The 17198-nt window shown below is 58.8% G+C and carries 21 protein-coding genes; all 21 read left to right on the forward strand.

All coding sequences use genetic code 11. From position 1 onward, the window contains the following. Positions 1-10: 10 nt before the first annotated feature. The 21 genes from DESHY_RS07975 (at position 11) to DESHY_RS08080 (ending at position 17098) form a co-directional block, all read left to right on the forward strand. Positions 11-1075, forward strand: coding sequence for an L-threonylcarbamoyladenylate synthase (locus tag DESHY_RS07975; protein ID WP_008411829.1), 1065 nt, complete (start codon positions 11-13; stop codon positions 1073-1075). Between the two features lie 46 nt (positions 1076-1121). Next, positions 1122-1661 (forward strand): manganese efflux pump MntP, encoded by a 540-nt coding sequence (locus tag DESHY_RS07980; RefSeq protein ID WP_008411830.1) that lies wholly within the window; start codon positions 1122-1124, stop codon positions 1659-1661. A 72-nt stretch (positions 1662-1733) separates the two neighbouring features. Further along, complete coding sequence (locus tag DESHY_RS07985) at positions 1734-2201, forward strand: low molecular weight protein arginine phosphatase (RefSeq protein ID WP_008411831.1); 468 nt, start codon at positions 1734-1736, stop codon at positions 2199-2201. A gap of 75 nt (positions 2202-2276) precedes the next feature. Beyond that, positions 2277-2732, forward strand: a complete 456-nt coding sequence (gene rpiB / locus DESHY_RS07990; RefSeq protein ID WP_008411833.1) for a ribose 5-phosphate isomerase B — start codon at positions 2277-2279, stop codon at positions 2730-2732. 66 nt (positions 2733-2798) lie between these two features. Next, complete coding sequence (locus DESHY_RS07995) at positions 2799-4037, forward strand: serine hydroxymethyltransferase (protein ID WP_008411835.1); 1239 nt, start codon at positions 2799-2801, stop codon at positions 4035-4037. 66 nt (positions 4038-4103) lie between these two features. After that, positions 4104-4559, forward strand: coding sequence for a deoxycytidylate deaminase (locus DESHY_RS08000; RefSeq protein WP_008411836.1), 456 nt, complete (start codon positions 4104-4106; stop codon positions 4557-4559). Between the two features lie 84 nt (positions 4560-4643). After that, positions 4644-4955 carry a MazG-like family protein gene (locus DESHY_RS08005; RefSeq protein WP_008411838.1) on the forward strand — a complete coding sequence of 104 codons (312 nt, stop codon included), beginning with the start codon at positions 4644-4646 and terminating at the stop codon, positions 4953-4955. An 85-nt stretch (positions 4956-5040) separates the two neighbouring features. Continuing rightward, positions 5041-6195: a non-hydrolyzing UDP-N-acetylglucosamine 2-epimerase gene (gene wecB, locus DESHY_RS08010; RefSeq protein ID WP_008411840.1), complete on the forward strand. Its 1155-nt coding sequence runs from the start codon at positions 5041-5043 to the stop codon at positions 6193-6195. 268 nt (positions 6196-6463) lie between these two features. Beyond that, positions 6464-6694, forward strand: coding sequence for an AtpZ/AtpI family protein (locus tag DESHY_RS08015; RefSeq protein ID WP_008411841.1), 231 nt, complete (start codon positions 6464-6466; stop codon positions 6692-6694). A 4-nt stretch (positions 6695-6698) separates the two neighbouring features. Continuing rightward, positions 6699-7157 carry an ATP synthase subunit I gene (locus DESHY_RS08020; RefSeq protein WP_008411842.1) on the forward strand — a complete coding sequence of 153 codons (459 nt, stop codon included), beginning with the start codon at positions 6699-6701 and terminating at the stop codon, positions 7155-7157. Next, entirely contained in the window at positions 7154-7948 is a 795-nt protein-coding gene (atpB, locus tag DESHY_RS08025) for a F0F1 ATP synthase subunit A (RefSeq protein WP_008411843.1), read from the forward strand. The genes DESHY_RS08020 and atpB overlap by 4 nt, the downstream gene beginning before the upstream one ends. Positions 7949-7988: 40 nt before the next feature. Then, positions 7989-8222 carry a F0F1 ATP synthase subunit C gene (atpE, locus tag DESHY_RS08030; protein ID WP_008411844.1) on the forward strand — a complete coding sequence of 78 codons (234 nt, stop codon included), beginning with the start codon at positions 7989-7991 and terminating at the stop codon, positions 8220-8222. Between the two features lie 116 nt (positions 8223-8338). Then, on the forward strand, positions 8339-8833 hold the full coding sequence (gene atpF / locus DESHY_RS08035; RefSeq protein ID WP_008411845.1) for a F0F1 ATP synthase subunit B: 495 nt from the start codon (positions 8339-8341) through the stop codon (positions 8831-8833). Further along, a complete protein-coding gene (locus DESHY_RS08040; protein WP_008411846.1) occupies positions 8827-9372 on the forward strand; it encodes a F0F1 ATP synthase subunit delta in 546 nt (181 codons plus the stop codon). Before atpF ends, DESHY_RS08040 begins: the two co-directional genes overlap by 7 nt. Before the next feature lie 21 nt (positions 9373-9393). Then, entirely contained in the window at positions 9394-10899 is a 1506-nt protein-coding gene (gene atpA / locus DESHY_RS08045; protein WP_008411847.1) for a F0F1 ATP synthase subunit alpha, read from the forward strand. A 71-nt stretch (positions 10900-10970) separates the two neighbouring features. Beyond that, positions 10971-11822, forward strand: a complete 852-nt coding sequence (gene atpG, locus DESHY_RS08050; protein ID WP_008411849.1) for an ATP synthase F1 subunit gamma — start codon at positions 10971-10973, stop codon at positions 11820-11822. Between the two features lie 42 nt (positions 11823-11864). After that, positions 11865-13283 carry a F0F1 ATP synthase subunit beta gene (atpD, locus tag DESHY_RS08055; protein WP_008411850.1) on the forward strand — a complete coding sequence of 473 codons (1419 nt, stop codon included), beginning with the start codon at positions 11865-11867 and terminating at the stop codon, positions 13281-13283. A gap of 2 nt (positions 13284-13285) precedes the next feature. Further along, positions 13286-13684 carry a F0F1 ATP synthase subunit epsilon gene (locus tag DESHY_RS08060; RefSeq protein WP_008411852.1) on the forward strand — a complete coding sequence of 133 codons (399 nt, stop codon included), beginning with the start codon at positions 13286-13288 and terminating at the stop codon, positions 13682-13684. A gap of 188 nt (positions 13685-13872) precedes the next feature. Then, the gene (murA, locus tag DESHY_RS08070) at positions 13873-15126 is read left to right on the forward strand and encodes a UDP-N-acetylglucosamine 1-carboxyvinyltransferase (protein WP_048817993.1); all 1254 of its coding nucleotides are present in this window, start codon (positions 13873-13875) and stop codon (positions 15124-15126) included. Positions 15127-15302: 176 nt separating this feature from the next. Then, a complete protein-coding gene (gene spoIID, locus DESHY_RS08075) occupies positions 15303-16244 on the forward strand; it encodes a stage II sporulation protein D (RefSeq protein ID WP_008411855.1) in 942 nt (313 codons plus the stop codon). 113 nt (positions 16245-16357) lie between these two features. Further along, the gene (locus DESHY_RS08080; RefSeq protein ID WP_008411857.1) at positions 16358-17098 is read left to right on the forward strand and encodes a M23 family metallopeptidase; all 741 of its coding nucleotides are present in this window, start codon (positions 16358-16360) and stop codon (positions 17096-17098) included. The last annotated feature ends 100 nt before the right edge of the window (positions 17099-17198 follow it).

Genomic DNA, 17198 nt, shown 5'->3' on the forward strand with positions numbered 1-17198 from the left:
GGAGATAATGATGCAACATAAAGACACCCAAGTGTGGCAATTGGATGCCCGCTGCCCGGAGCCGGCCGTGATTGACCGGGCGGCGGCAATTATTAAAGCCGGCGGCCTGGTGGCCTTTCCCACCGAAACGGTTTACGGCCTGGGCGCCAACGGGCTTGACCCGGCGGCCGTGGCGGGCATCTACCGGGCCAAAGGCAGGCCCTCAGACAACCCGCTGATTTTGCATGTGGCCGACCGGGCCATGGCTCACCGCCTCAGCCACCGGCTGCCCCCGGCGGCCGCCCTTTTAATGGAAACCTTTTGGCCCGGGCCCCTTACCCTGGTGGTACCCCGGGCCGGGGAGATTCCCCGGCAGGTCACCGGCGGCCTGGATACGGTAGCCCTGCGCATGCCCGACCACCCGGTGGCCCTGGCCCTCATCAAAGCCGCCGGAGTGCCGGTGGCCGCCCCCAGCGCCAACCGCTCCGGCCGCCCCAGCCCCACCACCGCCCGGCACGTTTGGGCGGACTTGCAGGGGCGGGTGGACGCCATCCTGGACGGCGGCCCGGCGGGGCTGGGCGTGGAATCCACCGTACTTGATCTAACCGGCCCGCAGCCGCTGATCCTGCGGCCCGGCGGGGTTACCTGCGAGCAGCTGGCCCGCTTGCTGCCGGATGTGGCCCTGGACCCTGCGGCGCTGGGGGAAAAGACGGCGTCCTGCCAGGCGCCCCGCTCCCCCGGCATGAAATACATCCACTATGCGCCGGCGGCGCCCCTGATACTCTTTGAAGGAGAGCTGCCCCGGGTGCAGCAGGCCATGCAGCGCCGGGCGGCGGAGCTTTTGGCCGCCGGCCGGCGGGTGGGCCTGCTGGTCAGCGAGGAAACCGCCGCCGGCTGGCCCGGGGCAGCTCACCTGCTCACCCTGGGCTCCCGCCGCAACCCGGCCCGGGCGGCCGCCCTGCTGTTTGCCCGGCTGCGCCGGTTTGACCGGCTGCCGGTGGATATTATCCTGGCCGAAGGCATTCCCGGCCGGGGCCTCGGGCTGGCGGTAATGAACCGCCTGCGCCGGGCTGCCTCGGAGATCGTCCGCTGCTGAAAGGGCTGCGGCGGGAGGAATTAACTGAAATAAGGACGGTGTTACTTTGGATTTATTTACCCTGCTGGCCCTGGCCGTAGCCCTGGGGTCAGATGCCTTTTCCCTGTGCGTGGGCATCGGCATGGGCGGCGTTAACCGCCGGCAAATTGCTGTCATCAGCCTCACGGTATTGGTCTTTCACATCGTCATGCCCCTGCTGGGCTGGTATGTGGGCGGTTTCTTGGGCAGCAAAGTGGGGCGGGCGGCTGCCTATGCCGGCGCCCTGCTGCTGGTTTACCTGGGCCTGAAAATGATTCGGGAAGCCCTGCAACCGGGGCGGGAAGAACCCCGTTTTGTCATCACCAATACCGCCGGCCTGCTGCTGCTGTCCGCCGGTGTCAGCATGGATGCCTTAAGCGTCGGCTTTACCCTGGGCACCCGGCAGGTTTCCCTGGCCCTGGCCGCCGGCGTGATCGGCCTGGTGGCAGGCGCAATGACCCTGGCCGGGCTCACCCTGGGCAAATATGTGGGCGGTTGGCTGGGCGACAAAGCCCAGCTGGCAGGGGGGATTATCCTGGCCGGTATCGGCATCAAGCTGTTTTTTTAACTGTCCGCCGCCCACCCGGACAGTTTTCTTATGAACTAACGGCGGCAATACTACCGGTGGAGGGATTGCAAGATGGCCAAAAAAATTCTTTTTGTTTGTACCGGCAACACCTGCCGCAGCAGCATGGCCGAGGCCCTGGCCCGGGCGGCGGCGGCAGCCATGAACCGGCCGGACCTGCAATTTAGCTCGGCCGGTATCCTGGCCTGGCCCGGCGACCAGGCCTCGGCACAGGCGGTGGAAGCCCTGGCGGCCCAGGGCATCGACCTGTCGCAGCACCGGGCGGCCTTGCTCACCCCCGAACTGGTGCAGCAAGCCGACCTGGTGCTGACCATGACCGACAGCCACCGCCGGCATATACTGCGCCTGGTGCCGGCAGCGGCCGGCAAAGTTTTTACCCTGGGGGAATTTGCCGGCCGGCCCGGCGACGTGGCGGATCCCTTCGGCGGCTCAACAGACCATTACCGCCGCTGTGCGGCAGAATTAAACACCCTGATTTGTCAGGCGCTGCAAAAAATTGACCGTGAGCCGGCGTCCTCTTAAACAAATTTCCTCGCCACGAAGGATTTACCGGGCCGGACGAAGAACAAATATCGACATACAGGAGGCAGCTAAACCATGACTGAGATGACCGTCGTAATCGGCAGCGACCATGCCGGCTTTGCCATGAAAGAACAAATTTGCCGCTACCTGCAGGAAAAGGGCTACACAGTGGAAGACGTGGGCTGCCAGGGCACCGCATCCTGCGATTACCCGGATTTTGCCCTGGCGGTGGGCGAAAAAATCCGCTCCGGCCAATGCCGCTGGGGCATCCTGATCTGCGGCAGCGGTGTCGGCATGGCCATCGCCGTGAACAAAGTGCCCGGCGTGCGGGCAGCCAACGTATTCGACCCGGCCATTGCCGCACTGGCCCGGGAACACAACGACGCCAACGTCCTTACCCTGGGCGCCCGCTTTCTCAGCCTGGCCCAGGCCTGTCAGATTGTGGAAAAATTTATCACCACCGCCTTTGCCGGTGACCGCCACGCCCGGCGGGTGCAAAAAATTGCCGAGATTGAGCAAAAATTTTGCTAAAACATTAATCTAACGGCCGGCTGCCGCCACCTGAACCGGCGGCCCAGGCTAAAAGGAGAGAACCGCATGTTTAAAGAACCACTGCTGCACAGCGATCCCGAACTGGCCCGGGCCATCCGACTGGAACTGCAGCGCCAGCAGCGCAACATTGAGCTGATTGCCTCGGAAAACTTTGTCAGCCCGGCCGTACTGGAAGCCCAGGGCTCGGTGCTGACCAACAAATACGCTGAAGGTTATCCCGGCCGGCGCTACTACGGCGGCTGTGAATATGTCGATATAGTGGAAAACCTGGCCATCCAGCGGGCCAAGCAGTTGTTCGGGGCAGACCATGCCAACGTGCAGCCCCATTCCGGCGCCCAGGCCAACTTTGCGGTGTACTTTGCCCTGCTGCAGCCCGGCGATAAAATCCTGGGCATGAACCTGGCCCACGGCGGCCACCTGACCCATGGCAGCCCGGTTAACGTTTCGGGCAAATACTTTAACATCGTTGCCTACGGCGTGGAAGAAGCCACCGGCCGCATCAACTACGACCAGGTGCGGCAAATTGCCCTGCGGGAAAAACCCAAAATGATTGTGGCGGGCGCCAGCGCTTATCCCCGGGCCATTGATTTTAAACTGATGGGCGAAATTGCCCAAGAAGCAGGGGCCTACCTGTTTGTGGATATGGCCCATATTGCCGGCCTGGTGGCCGCCGGGCTGCACCAGAACCCGGTGCCCTACGCCGACGTGGTTACCACCACCACCCACAAAACCCTGCGGGGGCCCCGGGGCGGCATGATTCTGTGCAAAGAACAGTACGCCCAGCTGATTGACAAAGCCATCTTCCCCGGCAGCCAGGGCGGCCCCCTGATGCACGTTATCGCCGCCAAAGCCGCTGCCTTTGGCGAAGCCCTGCGGCCGGAATTTAAAGCCTACCAGCAGCAAATTATCAACAACGCCCAGGCCCTGGCCAACGGCTTGATGCAGCGGGGCTTCAACCTGGTGTCGGGCGGCACCGACAACCACCTGATGCTGGTGGACCTGCGGGGTACCGGCATTACCGGCAAACAAGCCGAACAACTGCTGGACGAAGTGCACATTACCTGCAATAAAAACGCCATCCCCTTCGACCCCGAGAAACCCTTTGTCACCAGCGGCATCCGCCTGGGCACGCCGGCCGTTACCACCCGGGGCTTCCGGGAGGCCGACCTGGACCTGGTGGCGGAAATTATTGCCATAACCCTGCGGGGCCAGGACAACCCGGCCGTCAAAGAAAAAGCCCGGGCCATGGTGAAAGACCTGTGCGACAAGTACCCGCTGTACTAACCGGCGGGCAGTGCCTTAACCCGGCCGCCCGGGCGGCCCGATAAACCGGCGGAGGTGGCAGCGGCCATGCGTCCTTCCTGGGATGAATACTTCATGCAAATTACACGGGTGGTTGCCACCCGTTCTACTTGTTTGCGCCGGCAGGTGGGGGCCGTGATCGTGAAAGACAACCGCATCCTCACCACCGGCTACAACGGCGCCCCCGCCGGCCTGGCCCACTGCCTGGAAATCGGCTGCCTGCGGGAGCAAATGAATATTCCTTCCGGCCAGCGCCACGAACTGTGCCGGGGCCTGCATGCGGAACAAAACGCCTTGCTGCAGGCCGCCGTCCACGGCATTGCGCTGGCCGGGGCCACCATCTACGTTACCTGCCAGCCCTGCGTCATGTGCGCCAAAATGATTGTCAATGCCAAACTGGCCCGGGTGGTCATAGCCGGGGATTACCCCGATGAGCTGGCCCGCCGCATCCTGGCCGAAGCGGGCCTGCACGTTGAGGTAAGCGGGGGGCGGTTCCCCGCCTGAACCGCCCCCCGCAGCCAAAATTATCCGTCTTGAAGGGATTTTTTATTGAGCGTATACTATACTGCTGTGGGGGGGAGAAGGCTCTTGCAAACCAAAACCATTGCCCTGCCCAAACTGAATAACCTCTCGCCCACCCTGGAATCCACCGCCCTTAAGCTGATGGAAGAAGCGGGGGAACTGGCCCAGGCCATCGGCAAACTGCGGGGCATGAGCGGCGAGCCCACCGGGCGCCGGGAACAGGAAGTAATGGAACTGATCACCAAAGAACTGCTGGACGTGGCGCAAACCGCCGTCAGCATGATGTTTGTGCTGGAAGAACACTTCGGGGTAGACATTGAAAAAGCCCGGCACCAGCATATCGAAAAACTGGTTTGCAAGGGCTACCTCAGCAAATAAAGAGCTGTTCATACATAAAAGACGCGCGCCAAGCCGGTCCGGCGTGCCGCCGCAATAACGCCGGACATTTCAGGAGGCTTAAAACATGCTTAAAATACTCACCGTTTTCGGCACCCGACCGGAGGCTGTCAAAATGGCCCCCCTGGTGCAGGAACTGAACCGCCGGCCGGATCAAATCCGTTCCCTGGTGGCGGTTACCGCCCAGCACCGGGAGATGCTGGATCAGGTGCTGCAACTGTTTGACATTCAACCGGACTACGACCTTAATATCATGCAGCAGGGGCAAACCCTCTACGATGTCACCGTGCGGGCCCTGGAAGGGCTGAAAGAGGTGCTGATCAAGAGCAACCCGGACCTGGTGCTGGTGCACGGCGACACCACCACCACCTTTGTGGCGGCCCTGGCGGCCTACTACCGGCAAATACCGGTGGGCCATGTGGAGGCGGGCCTGCGCACCCATAACAAATACTCCCCCTTCCCGGAGGAAATGAACCGCCACCTTACGGGCGCCCTGGCGGAATACCATTTTGCGCCCACCCAGCAGGCCATGCAGAACCTATTAAAAGAAAACGTCAACCCGGACAACATCTTTGTCACCGGCAACACCGTCATCGACGCCCTGAAAGCCACCGTTAAAGAAAACTATGTATTTACCGACCCGCTGCTGAATAAAATAGATTTTGGCAGGCAGCGTGTCCTGCTGGTGACCACCCACCGCCGGGAAAACCTGGGTCAGCCCATGCGGGAAATCTACCTGGCCCTGAAAGAAATAGCCGAAACCTACCCGGATGTGGCCGTTGTCTTCCCGGTGCATAAAAACCCGGCCGTCCGCCGGGTGGCGCTGGAAATCCTGGGCCACCTGCCCCGGGTGCACTTAATTGAGCCGTTGCAGTACGAGCCCTTTATCAACCTGATGCAGCGCTGCCACCTGGTGCTTACCGATTCCGGCGGCCTGCAGGAAGAAGCCCCCGCCCTGGGCAAACCGGTGCTGGTGCTGCGGCATACCACCGAACGGCCGGAAGCGGTGGCAGCAGGCACGGTCAAACTGGTGGGTACCGAGCGGGAGGTTGTTCTGGCTGTCACAAAACAACTGCTGGACAACCCGCAGGCTTACCGGGCCATGGCTGAGGCGGTTAATCCCTACGGCGACGGGCAGGCGTCCCGGCGCATTGTGGATTTCCTTTGTTACAAATTTCATTTAGCCGACCGGCCGCCGGAGGAATTTTGGCCCCAAAAATAAGAGCAAACCTGTATGACAAACATAGTCGAAAGTTGTCAGATTAAAAAATAATTTAAAAAATTTGCTAAAATGCTTGCGGGGCTGGAGGAATAATGAAAAACTTGTAGAAGTTATATAAAAAATCACAGGCAAATGACGCCTGGCTGACAAAACCTTGTCCCCGTAAGGTGCGGTCAATTGTGAATAATGGAATTAGCCCTTTACAATAATATACAGTACCATCACCGCCGGTGCATGACTGCCAACCCGAAAGGAAATGCTAAAAAACATGAGTGGAAACGGTAAAGGAAACCCGCTGCGGGCCCTGGCCCTGGCTTCCTCCATCAGTGTAGAAATTGCCGCTGCCACGGTGGCAGGCTTTTGGGGCGGGCGGTGGCTGGATGCCAAGCTTAACACCGCCCCCTGGCTGATGCTGGCCGGGCTTTTGCTGGGCATGGCCGGCGGCATGTGGGGCGTGTATCATACACTGGAGTCCTTCCGCCAGAAAGACAAGGAGTGAGTACATGCTGGGGTCTGCTACCATGCCAAGCCTGGAAGTACAACTAAAGCGCACTGTCAAACACACGGCGGCGGTGGTGGCCGTGCTGGCCCTGGCGGTGGCGCTGGACTACCACAACCACCTGTATAAGGGTTTTTTGGTGGGTTCCCTGGTCAGCCTGCAAAATGCCATTTTGCTCAGCAAGAGAATTAAAAAAGCATCCGCCATTAAAGAAGTGGGCAAAGCAATTGCATACATGCGCAGGGGCTTTTTTATCCGCCTGATTATCATTATGGCCACCCTGTGGCTGTCTGTCAGAATTCCCGGTATCAGCGTGCATGCCGCAGCGGTAGGCTTGTTTGTTGCCCCGGTGCTGTCCATAGCCGATTTTATTGTCACGTTGCTAAAAGAGAGTGTCCCCCCCGGGGGCGCCCTCGATAATAAAGTGAAACCATTTCAACGTGAAGGGGGTGAAAACGCATGAGCGCTGCGGCGGGAGCTGCGCATGCAGCAGAGCATCATGATATGCTGCACCAGGTGGAAGTGGCCCTCAACTACTGGGGCATTCCGCTGTTTTCGGAGTACGACAAATACTGGCAGATCATGGGTCTCAGCATCAGTCCCCGGACCATGATTATGACCTGGCTCACCATGGCTTTGGTGCTGCTGTTTGCCTGGGCCTGCACCAGAAACCTGAATGTCAGGAGCCCCGGCAAAGCACAGGCCACCTTTGAGGTGCTGTGGGAATTCCTGGGCGGGCAGGTATTTGCCAACCTGGGCAAAAGCAAAGTAGGCAATGCCATGTTGCCCGTTGTCATAACCCTGTTTACTTACATTGCCTTTGCCAACCTGCTGGGCCTGATACCAACCTTAAGTTCGCCCACGGCAGACAAAAACACCACCTTTGGCTTAGCCTTAATTGTTGTCTTTTTAATTCATTACCACGGCATCAAATCTAACGGTATCGGCGGCCACATCGGCCACTATTTCCAGCCCTTCAAGCCCTTTGTGGTGCTGCACCTGATTGAAGAAGTGGCCCGGCCGGTGACGCTGGCTTTCCGTCTTTACGGCAACATCTTTGCCGGCGAGGTACTGATCGCGGTATTGTTAGGTTTGATCAACATTAACGCCTATGTCTTCGGTGGATTTATCCCGTCGGTTATTTGGCTGGCATTCTCAGTTTTTGTAGGTTTTGTGCAAGCCTTCGTATTCTCCATGCTGACCATTGCCTACGTATCACAGTTTGCTGCTCACCACGATGCTGACCACCACTAGGTTTTGCGTATTAAACACTTTAGAAAGGAGGGGAAAAGGAATGGAAGTAACTGCTGCTGCTGCCATCGCTACCGGCCTGGCCGTTGGTTTAGGCGCTCTGGGTGCCGCTGTTGGTGACGGTATCTGCACCGGCAAAGCCATCGAAAGCATTGCCCGTCAGCCCGAAGCTAAAGGTACCATTCAAACCACCATGTTTATTTCCGTAGGTCTGATCGAATCTATCCCCATTATCGCCGTAGTTCTTGCCTTCATGCTGTTTGGTAAGATTGGTTAATTGGCAGGGAAAGTTTAGTATGCTTTAAGGACGGGGGCGATTTGGCGGGCTTAACGCTATCTCCAAGCCCGCAGTCGCCTTCCTTATTGTCCGCCCAGACGGAAGGAGGGGAATTTGTGGAGAGCTTAGGTTTTAATGCTACGTTATTAGCCCAGATGTTCAACTTCCTGGTCTTATTAATCCTGCTCCGGGCGGTGGCCTACAAGCCTTTTATGAACATGCTGGAAAAACGCAGGGAACTCATCGAAAGCAGCATTGCTGCAGCCGAAGAAGATAAAAAGCAGGCCGAGCAAATGCGGGCCGCTTTACAGGCCGAACTGCAGCGTTCCCGCGAACAGGCTGCCGAGCTGATGGCCCGGGCAACCAAAAACGCTGAAGAACAAGCCCAGCAGATTATTGAAGCTGCCAAAGCAGAAGCTGCCCGGGTTAAAGACAGCGCCCTGGCTGAAATCCAGCGGGAAAAAGAAAAAGCTGTGGCCGAACTGAGGGACCAGGTTGCTACACTCTCCATTTTGGTGGCTGGCAAAATTATCGACCAGAAACTCACTGATGACATTCATAAGGATCTGGTGAACAAATTTGTTAAAGAGGCAGGCGATCTGCCATGTTAAAAGGGGCTGTGGCAAGGCGTTATGCCCAGGCCCTGTATGAAATTGCCCGGGATAAAAATGCCCTGGACACCATGGAACAGGAATTAAAGGGCGTTGCTGAGGCAATTGAAGGGACCAGGGAGCTCCAAAAGGTATTATACCATCCGCAGGTGTTACCCGGCGAGAAGAAAAAACTGCTCAAGGCGCTGTTTGAAGGTAAAATTTCCGCCGAGACCATGAACTTCCTTGGTCTGGTTGTTGATAAGCGCCGCGAGAACTATATCTCGGGCATTGCCGCCGAATTTGCCGCCCTGGCCAACGAAGCCCGCGGCAAAGTGGCCGCCGAAGTAACCTCTGCCATCCAGCTCAGCGATGAGCAAAAACAACAATTAATTCAAGTAGCTTCCCGCCTGGCCGGTAAACAAGTGGAACCCACCTTTGCGGTGGATCCTTCCCTGATCGGCGGCGTTGTTGTAAAAATCGGCAGTAAGGTCATCGACGGCAGTATTAAAACCCGTCTTGCTGCCCTTAAATCACGCCTCATGTCCAAAACCAGTTAATAGATAGGGGTGAACCAGTACATGAATTTGCGACCTGAAGAGATCAGCTCGATCATTAGGCAGCAAATCGACAAATACGAGGCCCAGGTAGAAGTATCCGACGTGGGCACCGTTATCCAGGTCGGCGACGGTATCGCCCGTGTTTATGGCCTCGAGGACTGCATGGCCGCAGAACTGTTAGAGTTCCCCGGCGGTACCCTCGGCATGGCCCTCAACCTGGAAGAAGATAACATCGGTTGCGTTATTATGGGTCCCTACACCCATATTAAAGAAGGCGACCCCGTTAAGCGTACCGGCCGTATTATCTCCGTTCCTGTCGGCGATGCCCTGATCGGTCGTGTAGTAAACCCGCTGGGCCAGCCCATCGACGGCAAAGGCCCCATTAAATCTGATAAATACCGCCCCACCGAGCGTATTGCTCCCGGTGTTATTACCCGTAAATCCGTTAGCGTGCCCCTGCAAACCGGTATCAAGGCCATCGACGCCATGGTTCCCATCGGCCGCGGCCAGCGGGAGTTAATCATCGGCGACCGCCAAACCGGTAAAACCGCCATTGCGGTAGACACCATCATTAACCAGAAGGGCCAAAACGTGATCTGCATTTATGTGGCGGTGGGCCAAAAGGCCTCCACCGTGGCCGGTGTGGTGCAAACCTTGGAACAGCACGGCGCCATGGAGTACTCCATCGTGGTGGCCGCCAACGCTTCCGAACCGGCACCGCTCTTATACCTGGCTCCCTACGCCGGTTGCGCCATGGGCGAAGAATTCATGGACAACGGCAAAGACGTGCTGATCATTTATGACGACCTGTCCAAGCAGGCTGCCGCATACCGTGAAATGTCCCTGCTGCTGCGCCGCCCGCCGGGCCGTGAAGCATTCCCCGGGGACGTCTTCTACCTGCACTCCCGCCTGCTGGAGCGTGCTGCCCGCCTGGCGCCTGAATTTGGCGGCGGCTCCCTGACGGCGCTGCCCATCATCGAAACCCAGGCCGGTGACGTGTCGGCCTACATCCCGACCAACGTTATCTCCATTACCGACGGCCAGATCTTCCTGGAAACCGACCTGTTTAACGCCGGTCAGCGTCCTGCCATTTCGGTAGGTTTGTCGGTCTCCCGGGTAGGCGGCGCCGCCCAAATTAAAGCCATGAAACAGGTAGCCGGCCAGCTGCGCCTTGACCTGGCCCAGTACCGTGAGCTGGCAGCCTTCGCCCAGTTCGGTTCCGACCTGGACAAAGCTACCCAGGCCAGACTTAACCGGGGTGCCCGGACGGTGCAAATCCTCAAGCAGCCCCAGTACAAGCCTTACCCGGTAGAAGAACAGGTTGTGATCATCTACACCGCCGTTAAAGGCTTCCTGGATGACATTGAGCTGAACCGCATCAGCGCCTTTGAAGAAGGCTTCATTAACTTCATGCGCACCAACAAGGCTGACATCCTGGCAGCCATCAGAAACGATAAAGAAATCAAGCCCGAAACCGATGCCAAGTTAGTGGCAGCCATTGAAGAATTCAAAAAGACCTTTGCGTAGAAAGCGAGGGTCGCCCGCCACTGCGGCCGAGAGCCGGGGGCGAACAGCGAGAAAAGGTGGTGATTTAGTCAATGCCCAGTGCCCGTGATTTAAGGCGCCGGATTAAGAGTATTAAAAGTACCCAACAAATCACCAAAGCCATGAAAATGGTGGCTGCCGCCAAACTGCGCCGGGCTCAGGAAGCAGCCGAGTCGGCCCGCCCCTTTGCCCTGAAAATCAAAGACGTGCTCAGCCGTGTGGCTGCTGCCAGCGGTGGCGCCAGCCACCCCCTGCTGGAAGTGCGGGAAATCAAACGCAGCGCCTACATCGTAATTACCGCCGACCGGGGCCTGTGCGGCGGCTTCAACGCCAACGTGCTGCGGCGGGCCGCCAACGAAGTTAAAGAGTCGGCCAACCCGGCCATTGTTGCGGTGGGCCGCAAGTCCCGCGATTACTTCAGCCGCCGCGGCTTTGACGTAGCGGCATCCTATGTACGGTTAGGCGAGACCATCCAGTTCTCCCAGGCCAAAGAAATTGCCAAGTTTGTCATGGACAAGTACATCAGCGGCGAGTTCGACGAAGTGTACCTGATCTTCAGCGAGTTTATCAACGTGCTGAGCCAGCGTCCCACCAAAGTCAAGCTGCTGCCGGTGGAAACCCCGGCCGAAGAGAGCAAAGGGCCCAAGGTGGAATACATCTTCGAGCCTTCCGCCGAGTCGGTGCTGGCCAGCCTGCTGCCCACCTATGTGGAGACCACCGTCTTCCGGGCCATGCTGGAAGCCAAAGCCGGCGAGCAGGGCGCCCGCATGACCGCCATGGACTCCGCCACCAAGAACGCCAAAGAACTGATTCACAAGTTAACCCTGTCCTTGAACCGTGCCCGTCAGGCTGCCATCACCAAGGAAATTTCCGAAATCGTGGGCGGCGCTGCGGCGCTCGAATAAACAGTGCAAACAAATCTGACTGCAAGGAGGTCGGAGAACAACATGAACGTTGGCCATATCGTCAGTGTTATCGGCGTGGTTGTGGACGTTGAGTTCCCGCCGGGCCAGGTACCTGATATATATAGTGCGGTAAAAATCCGCACTGAAGACCAGGAAGACAAGTCCACCAAGTGGAACCTTACCCTGGAAGTGGCCCAGCACCTGGGTAACAACCGTGTCCGCTGCATTGCCATGTCCTCCACCGAAGGTCTTAAGCGTGGCATGAAAGTGGTTAACACCGGTAAACCCATCGCAGTTCCCGTAGGCCGGCCGGTTCTGGGCCGCCTGCTGAACGTACTGGGCGAAGAAATCGACGGTTTGCAACCCATTAAAGCTGACAAATACTATCCCATTCACCGTCCTGCCCCGGCCCTGATTGACCAGTCCACCAAGGCAGAAATCCTGGAAACCGGCATCAAGGTTATTGACCTGATGATTCCCTTCCTGAAGGGCGGTAAAATCGGCCTGTTCGGCGGTGCCGGCGTAGGCAAGACGGTTATCGTTATGGAGCTGATCAACAACATCGCCAAGCAGCACGGCGGTATCTCGGTATTTGCCGGCGTGGGCGAGCGTACCCGTGAGGGTAACGACCTCTACCACGAAATGAAGGAAGCAGGCGTTTTGGATAAAACCATCATGGTGTTCGGCCAGATGAACGAGCCGCCGGGAGCCCGTCTGCGGGTGGGCCTCACCGGTTTGACCATGGCGGAATTCTTCCGTGATGAAGAAGGCGCCGACACCCTGCTGTTCATCGACAACATCTTCCGTTTCACCCAGGCCGGTTCCGAGGTTTCGGCGCTGTTGGGCCGCATGCCCTCCGCGGTAGGTTACCAGCCCACCCTGGCCACCGAAATGGGTCAGTTGCAAGAACGTATTACCTCCACCCGCAAGGGTTCGGTTACTTCGGTACAGGCCATTTACGTGCCGGCGGACGACCTGACCGACCCGGCGCCGGCCAACGCCTTTGCGCACCTGGATGCCACCGTAGTATTAAGCCGTCAGATCGCCGAGCTGGGCATTTATCCTGCGGTCGACCCGCTGGATTCCACCTCCCGTATTCTGGACCCCCACATTGTGGGCAAAGAACACTACGAGTGCGCCCGGGGCGTGCAGTCGGTGCTGCAGCGCTATAAAGAACTGCAGGACATCATCGCCATCCTGGGTATGGACGAACTGTCCGACGAAGACAAGCTGATCGTGGCCCGTGCCCGTAAGCTGCAGCGTTTCCTGTCCCAGCCCTTCCACGTGGCCGAAACCTTCACCGGCGCACCGGGCAAATATGTATCCTTAAAAGATACCATCCGTGGCTTTAACGAAATTTTGGCCGGCAAATACGACCACCTGCCCGAGCAAGCCTTCTACATGGTGGGCGGCATTGAAGAAGTTGTGGAAAAGGCAAAACGTATTGAGGCTGGTGCATAATTATGGCTAAAACCCAACGCCTTGATATCGTTACTCCTGAAAAGGTTGTTTTCAGCGAGGAAATCGAGTTCATCGTGGCCCCCGGCGCCGACGGTGAACTGGGCATCCTGCCCGAGCACGCCCCGCTGGTAACCGCCCTTAAAATCGGCGTGCTGCGCATCCAGCAGGGCGGCAAGTTCTTCAAAGTGGCCGTCAGCGGCGGCTTTATGGAAGTGAAGAACAGCCGCGTGGTGGTGCTGGCAGACACCGCCGAACGGGCCGACCAGATTGATGTGGAGCGGGCCAGGGCAGCCAAGCAGCGGGCTGAACAGCGGCTTACCGCCAAAAGCCCCGATATCGACGTGGCCCGGGCGGAAGTTGCCCTGCAAAAAGCCCTCAACCGCCTTAAAGCGGTGGAGTAATAAACAAAATAAAGCCATGCTTAAAACCCTCGTCCGGTTTGCCGGACGGGGGTTTTTGCCTGTTTTCCGCCGCCCGCCAGGCGCCCGGCCGGCCCATGGTATGTTCTGGCCCGGTGCTGGCAATACTGATGTTAGATTTGCCTGCCTGCCGCAGGCAAAACATTTATACACTTAAAGGACACATGGCTATGGAAAAAATCGTCATTCAAGGCGGCCAACCGCTGTGCGGCAGCATTAAAGCAAGCGGCGCCAAAAACGCCGTACTGCCCATCCTGGCGGCAACCCTGTTAACGGCCGGCCCCACTGTGCTGCTGGATGTGCCCAAACTGGCGGATGTCGGGGTAATTTGCGCTGTCCTGCAGGGCTTGGGGGCGCACATCGAACAAAGGGACGACCGGCTTCATATCAGCGTGCCCCGGCTGGCCGGCAGCGAAGCACCCTACGAGTATGTACGCCAGATGCGGGCCTCCTTTCTGGTGATGGGGCCGCTGCTGGCCCGGGCCGGCCGGGCCAGGATTTCCCTGCCCGGCGGCTGCGCCATCGGCACCCGGCCCATCGACCTGCACCTCAAGGGCTTTGCCGCCCTGGGGGCGGATATCCGCTACGGCGCCGGATATATCGAAGCCTTTGCCCGGCGGCTGAAGGGAGCCCGCATCTACCTGGACTTCCCCAGCGTGGGGGCCACCGAAAATATTATGATGGCGGCCGTTTTGGCCGACGGCCAAACCATTATCGAAAACGCCGCCGAGGAACCGGAAATTGTCGACCTGGCCAACTTCCTCAACTCCCTGGGGGCCCGCATCAAAGGGGCGGGCACTAAAGTTATCCGCATCGACGGGGTCGACAGCCTGGGCGGCGCCACCCACGCCGTTATCCCGGACCGCATCGAAGCCGGCACTTACCTGGTGGCTGCCGCCATCACCCGGGGCAACCTGCTGGTAGAAAACGTTATCACCGACCACCTGAAACCGGTGGTAGCTAAGCTGATTGAAGCGGGGGCAAACCTCAGCGAAGAAGAAAACGGCTTGCGGGTTGACTGCCGGGGCCTCACCCTTAAGGGAGTGGACATCAAAACCCTGCCCTACCCGGGTTTTCCCACCGACATGCAGGCCCAGTTCATGGCCCTCTTGAGTGTGGCCGAGGGGACCAGCATTATCACCGAAACCGTGTTTGAAAACCGCTTCATGCACGTTAACGAACTCAAGCGCATGGGCGCCAAAATTAAAATTGAAGGGCGCACGGCGGTGGTGCAGGGGGTAGCCGGCCTCACCGGCACCGCCGTCAAAGCCACCGACCTGCGGGCGGGCGCCGCCCTAATTCTGGCCGGCCTGGCCGCCGCCGGCGAAACCTGGGTTACCAACATCCACCACATCGACCGGGGCTACGAAAACCTGATTGAAAAACTGCAGGCCGCCGGCGCCCGCATTAAACGCATGACTTAGGCGGCGGGCCCTAAGCATTATATGGTGGTTTATGATCCCCTGCCGGCGAGCGGTGATTTTATGATCCCCTGCCGGCGACTTGTCGAAGCACCGGCAACAGCACCTGAGTTCTAATTTGCCGGGGCCTTTCATATATATATGGTGGACAAACCCTGTATGAAAGGCAGGCACCCGCCATGCGCAAACTGTTGTTGGCCCTGCTGGCCCTCGCCCTGCTGGCCTACCTGTGGCCGCCCCGTCAGCCCGGCAGCCAAATAGAATCCCGGGGCACCCAGGTAAGGCTGTACAACCACGCAACCGGCGCCATCCAAACCATGCCCCTGGAAGAATACCTGGTGGGCGTGGTGGCCGCCGAAATGCCCGCCGCCTTCCCGCTGGAAGCCCTCAAGGCCCAGGCGGTGGCCGCCCGCACCTACATCATGCTGCGCCTTTCCCCCGGCGGCGTGCAAAACAGCCGCCACCCGGGGGCAGACGTGTCCAGCGACCCCAAAGAAGGACAGGCCTGGCTTGACCGGGAGGCCATGCAAAAACGCTGGGGCAAAGTAAAATTCCTGGAATACTACTATAAAATCAGGTGGGCGGTGGCAAGCACCGAGGGGCAGGTTATTATCTACCGCAGTCGGCTCATCTTCCCGGCCTTTCACGCCGCCTGCGGCGGCCATACCGAAAACGCCGAAGAAGTATGGGTAGCCGCTGCCCCCTACCTTAAAGGGGTGCCTTGCGCTTACTGCCGGGACTACCCGGTTGTAAGCCAGGCTGCCTTCACCCTGGCGGAACTGGATCAAAAACTTAACACCAACCTGTCGGTGCTGCCGGCAGCCACCCTGCCAGGCCAAGCCATGGCCGTCACAGCGCAAACCTCCACCGGCCGCCCCAAAGAAATCCGCCTGGGCAGCAAAACCTACCCGGCCACCCTGCTGCGGGAAATGCTGCAACTGCGTTCCACCAACCTTACCTGGCAGGCGGCGGGAGATAAAATTACCTTTACCACCCGGGGCTACGGCCATGGCGTCGGCCTCTGCCAGAACGGCGCCAAAGGCATGGCCCGGCAGGGCAAAAGCTATCAGGAAATCCTCAAGCACTATTACAGCGGCGTTGAAATTACCACCCTCAAATAAATACCCGGGCTTGCCGCCGGCACCCCGCCGTTACGCCCGGCGGCATGTATAATCAGCTTCCCTTTTGGCCATACTCTAACTAAACAACCACAACAAAAGGGAGGAATAACAGCATGTGGCCCTTCGACAACAACTTGCGCAACCGGCTGCGCAACCAGGATCTTGTTAACAAATACCGCCAGTGGCTGAAAAAGTGGTTTTTCAAAGGGAACAAAGTAAATCCCTTTACCCTGCTGGGCGTTATGCTGGCCGCCTTCTTAATCGGCGGCGGCATCTATGCCTGGCAGGCCGGCCCGGCCCGGCCGGTTGTCCAACCGCCCACGCCGGTTAACCAGGTAATTAACCAGGACAACGGCACTGCGGCCGGCCGCAGCACGCCGCCGGCCGCAGCGCCCGCCGGCCCGGCTGCCGGTCAGCCGGCCGCAACGCCGCCCGCCCCGAGCGAACCGGCCGTTAACCCGGCCGACATGGTAAAGCCAGTACTGGGACATGCCCTTACCGGCGTGGGCATGAACTACTCAGAAGTCTACCGGGATTACCGCTACCATACCGGTGTAGCCCTGGCCGCCGACCCGGGCAGTGAAGTAAAAGCCGCCCTGCCGGGTACGGTAACCCTGGTGGTGAGCGGCGACAACAACACTAAAACCGTCACCGTCAACCACGGCAACGGCTGGCAGACTGCCTACAGCGGCCTGGCCGAGGTGCGGGTAAAGGCCGGCCAGCAATTGGCGCCCAACCAGGTGATCGGCACCCTGGGCCGCCACAGCCAGGCCAACGGCCTGCGGGAAAACCACCTGTACTTTAAGGTTACCTGCAACGGCCGGCCGGTAGACCCCAATATTTACTGGAAATAAATAATAGCTTGTCATTGCTCATCCATATGGCCAAATAACGGCCATTTTCTTTTTGTTTTGTGACATTTCTCCTACCCCCCCGCATATATTTAAGTAACAG

It is taken from the genome of Desulforamulus hydrothermalis Lam5 = DSM 18033, from assembly GCF_000315365.1.
Lineage (GTDB): Bacteria > Bacillota > Desulfotomaculia > Desulfotomaculales > Desulfotomaculaceae > Desulfotomaculum > Desulfotomaculum hydrothermale.

What these genes read in the sequence shown, in the direction of transcription:
- DESHY_RS07975 (WP_008411829.1), top strand. Translation starts at nt 11, where the DNA reads ATGCAACATAAAGACACCCAAGTGTGGCAATTGGATGCCCGCTGCCCG.
- DESHY_RS07985 (WP_008411831.1), top strand. Translation starts at nt 1,734, where the DNA reads ATGGCCAAAAAAATTCTTTTTGTTTGTACCGGCAACACCTGCCGCAGC.
- rpiB (WP_008411833.1), top strand. Translation starts at nt 2,277, where the DNA reads ATGACTGAGATGACCGTCGTAATCGGCAGCGACCATGCCGGCTTTGCC.
- DESHY_RS07995 (WP_008411835.1), top strand. Translation starts at nt 2,799, where the DNA reads ATGTTTAAAGAACCACTGCTGCACAGCGATCCCGAACTGGCCCGGGCC.
- DESHY_RS08000 (WP_008411836.1), top strand. Translation starts at nt 4,104, where the DNA reads ATGCGTCCTTCCTGGGATGAATACTTCATGCAAATTACACGGGTGGTT.
- wecB (WP_008411840.1), top strand. Translation starts at nt 5,041, where the DNA reads ATGCTTAAAATACTCACCGTTTTCGGCACCCGACCGGAGGCTGTCAAA.
- DESHY_RS08015 (WP_008411841.1), top strand. Translation starts at nt 6,464, where the DNA reads ATGAGTGGAAACGGTAAAGGAAACCCGCTGCGGGCCCTGGCCCTGGCT.
- DESHY_RS08020 (WP_008411842.1), top strand. Translation starts at nt 6,699, where the DNA reads ATGCTGGGGTCTGCTACCATGCCAAGCCTGGAAGTACAACTAAAGCGC.
- atpB (WP_008411843.1), top strand. Translation starts at nt 7,154, where the DNA reads ATGAGCGCTGCGGCGGGAGCTGCGCATGCAGCAGAGCATCATGATATG.
- atpE (WP_008411844.1), top strand. Translation starts at nt 7,989, where the DNA reads ATGGAAGTAACTGCTGCTGCTGCCATCGCTACCGGCCTGGCCGTTGGT.
- DESHY_RS08040 (WP_008411846.1), top strand. Translation starts at nt 8,827, where the DNA reads ATGTTAAAAGGGGCTGTGGCAAGGCGTTATGCCCAGGCCCTGTATGAA.
- atpA (WP_008411847.1), top strand. Translation starts at nt 9,394, where the DNA reads ATGAATTTGCGACCTGAAGAGATCAGCTCGATCATTAGGCAGCAAATC.
- atpG (WP_008411849.1), top strand. Translation starts at nt 10,971, where the DNA reads ATGCCCAGTGCCCGTGATTTAAGGCGCCGGATTAAGAGTATTAAAAGT.
- atpD (WP_008411850.1), top strand. Translation starts at nt 11,865, where the DNA reads ATGAACGTTGGCCATATCGTCAGTGTTATCGGCGTGGTTGTGGACGTT.
- DESHY_RS08060 (WP_008411852.1), top strand. Translation starts at nt 13,286, where the DNA reads ATGGCTAAAACCCAACGCCTTGATATCGTTACTCCTGAAAAGGTTGTT.
- murA (WP_048817993.1), top strand. Translation starts at nt 13,873, where the DNA reads ATGGAAAAAATCGTCATTCAAGGCGGCCAACCGCTGTGCGGCAGCATT.
- spoIID (WP_008411855.1), top strand. Translation starts at nt 15,303, where the DNA reads ATGCGCAAACTGTTGTTGGCCCTGCTGGCCCTCGCCCTGCTGGCCTAC.
- DESHY_RS08080 (WP_008411857.1), top strand. Translation starts at nt 16,358, where the DNA reads ATGTGGCCCTTCGACAACAACTTGCGCAACCGGCTGCGCAACCAGGAT.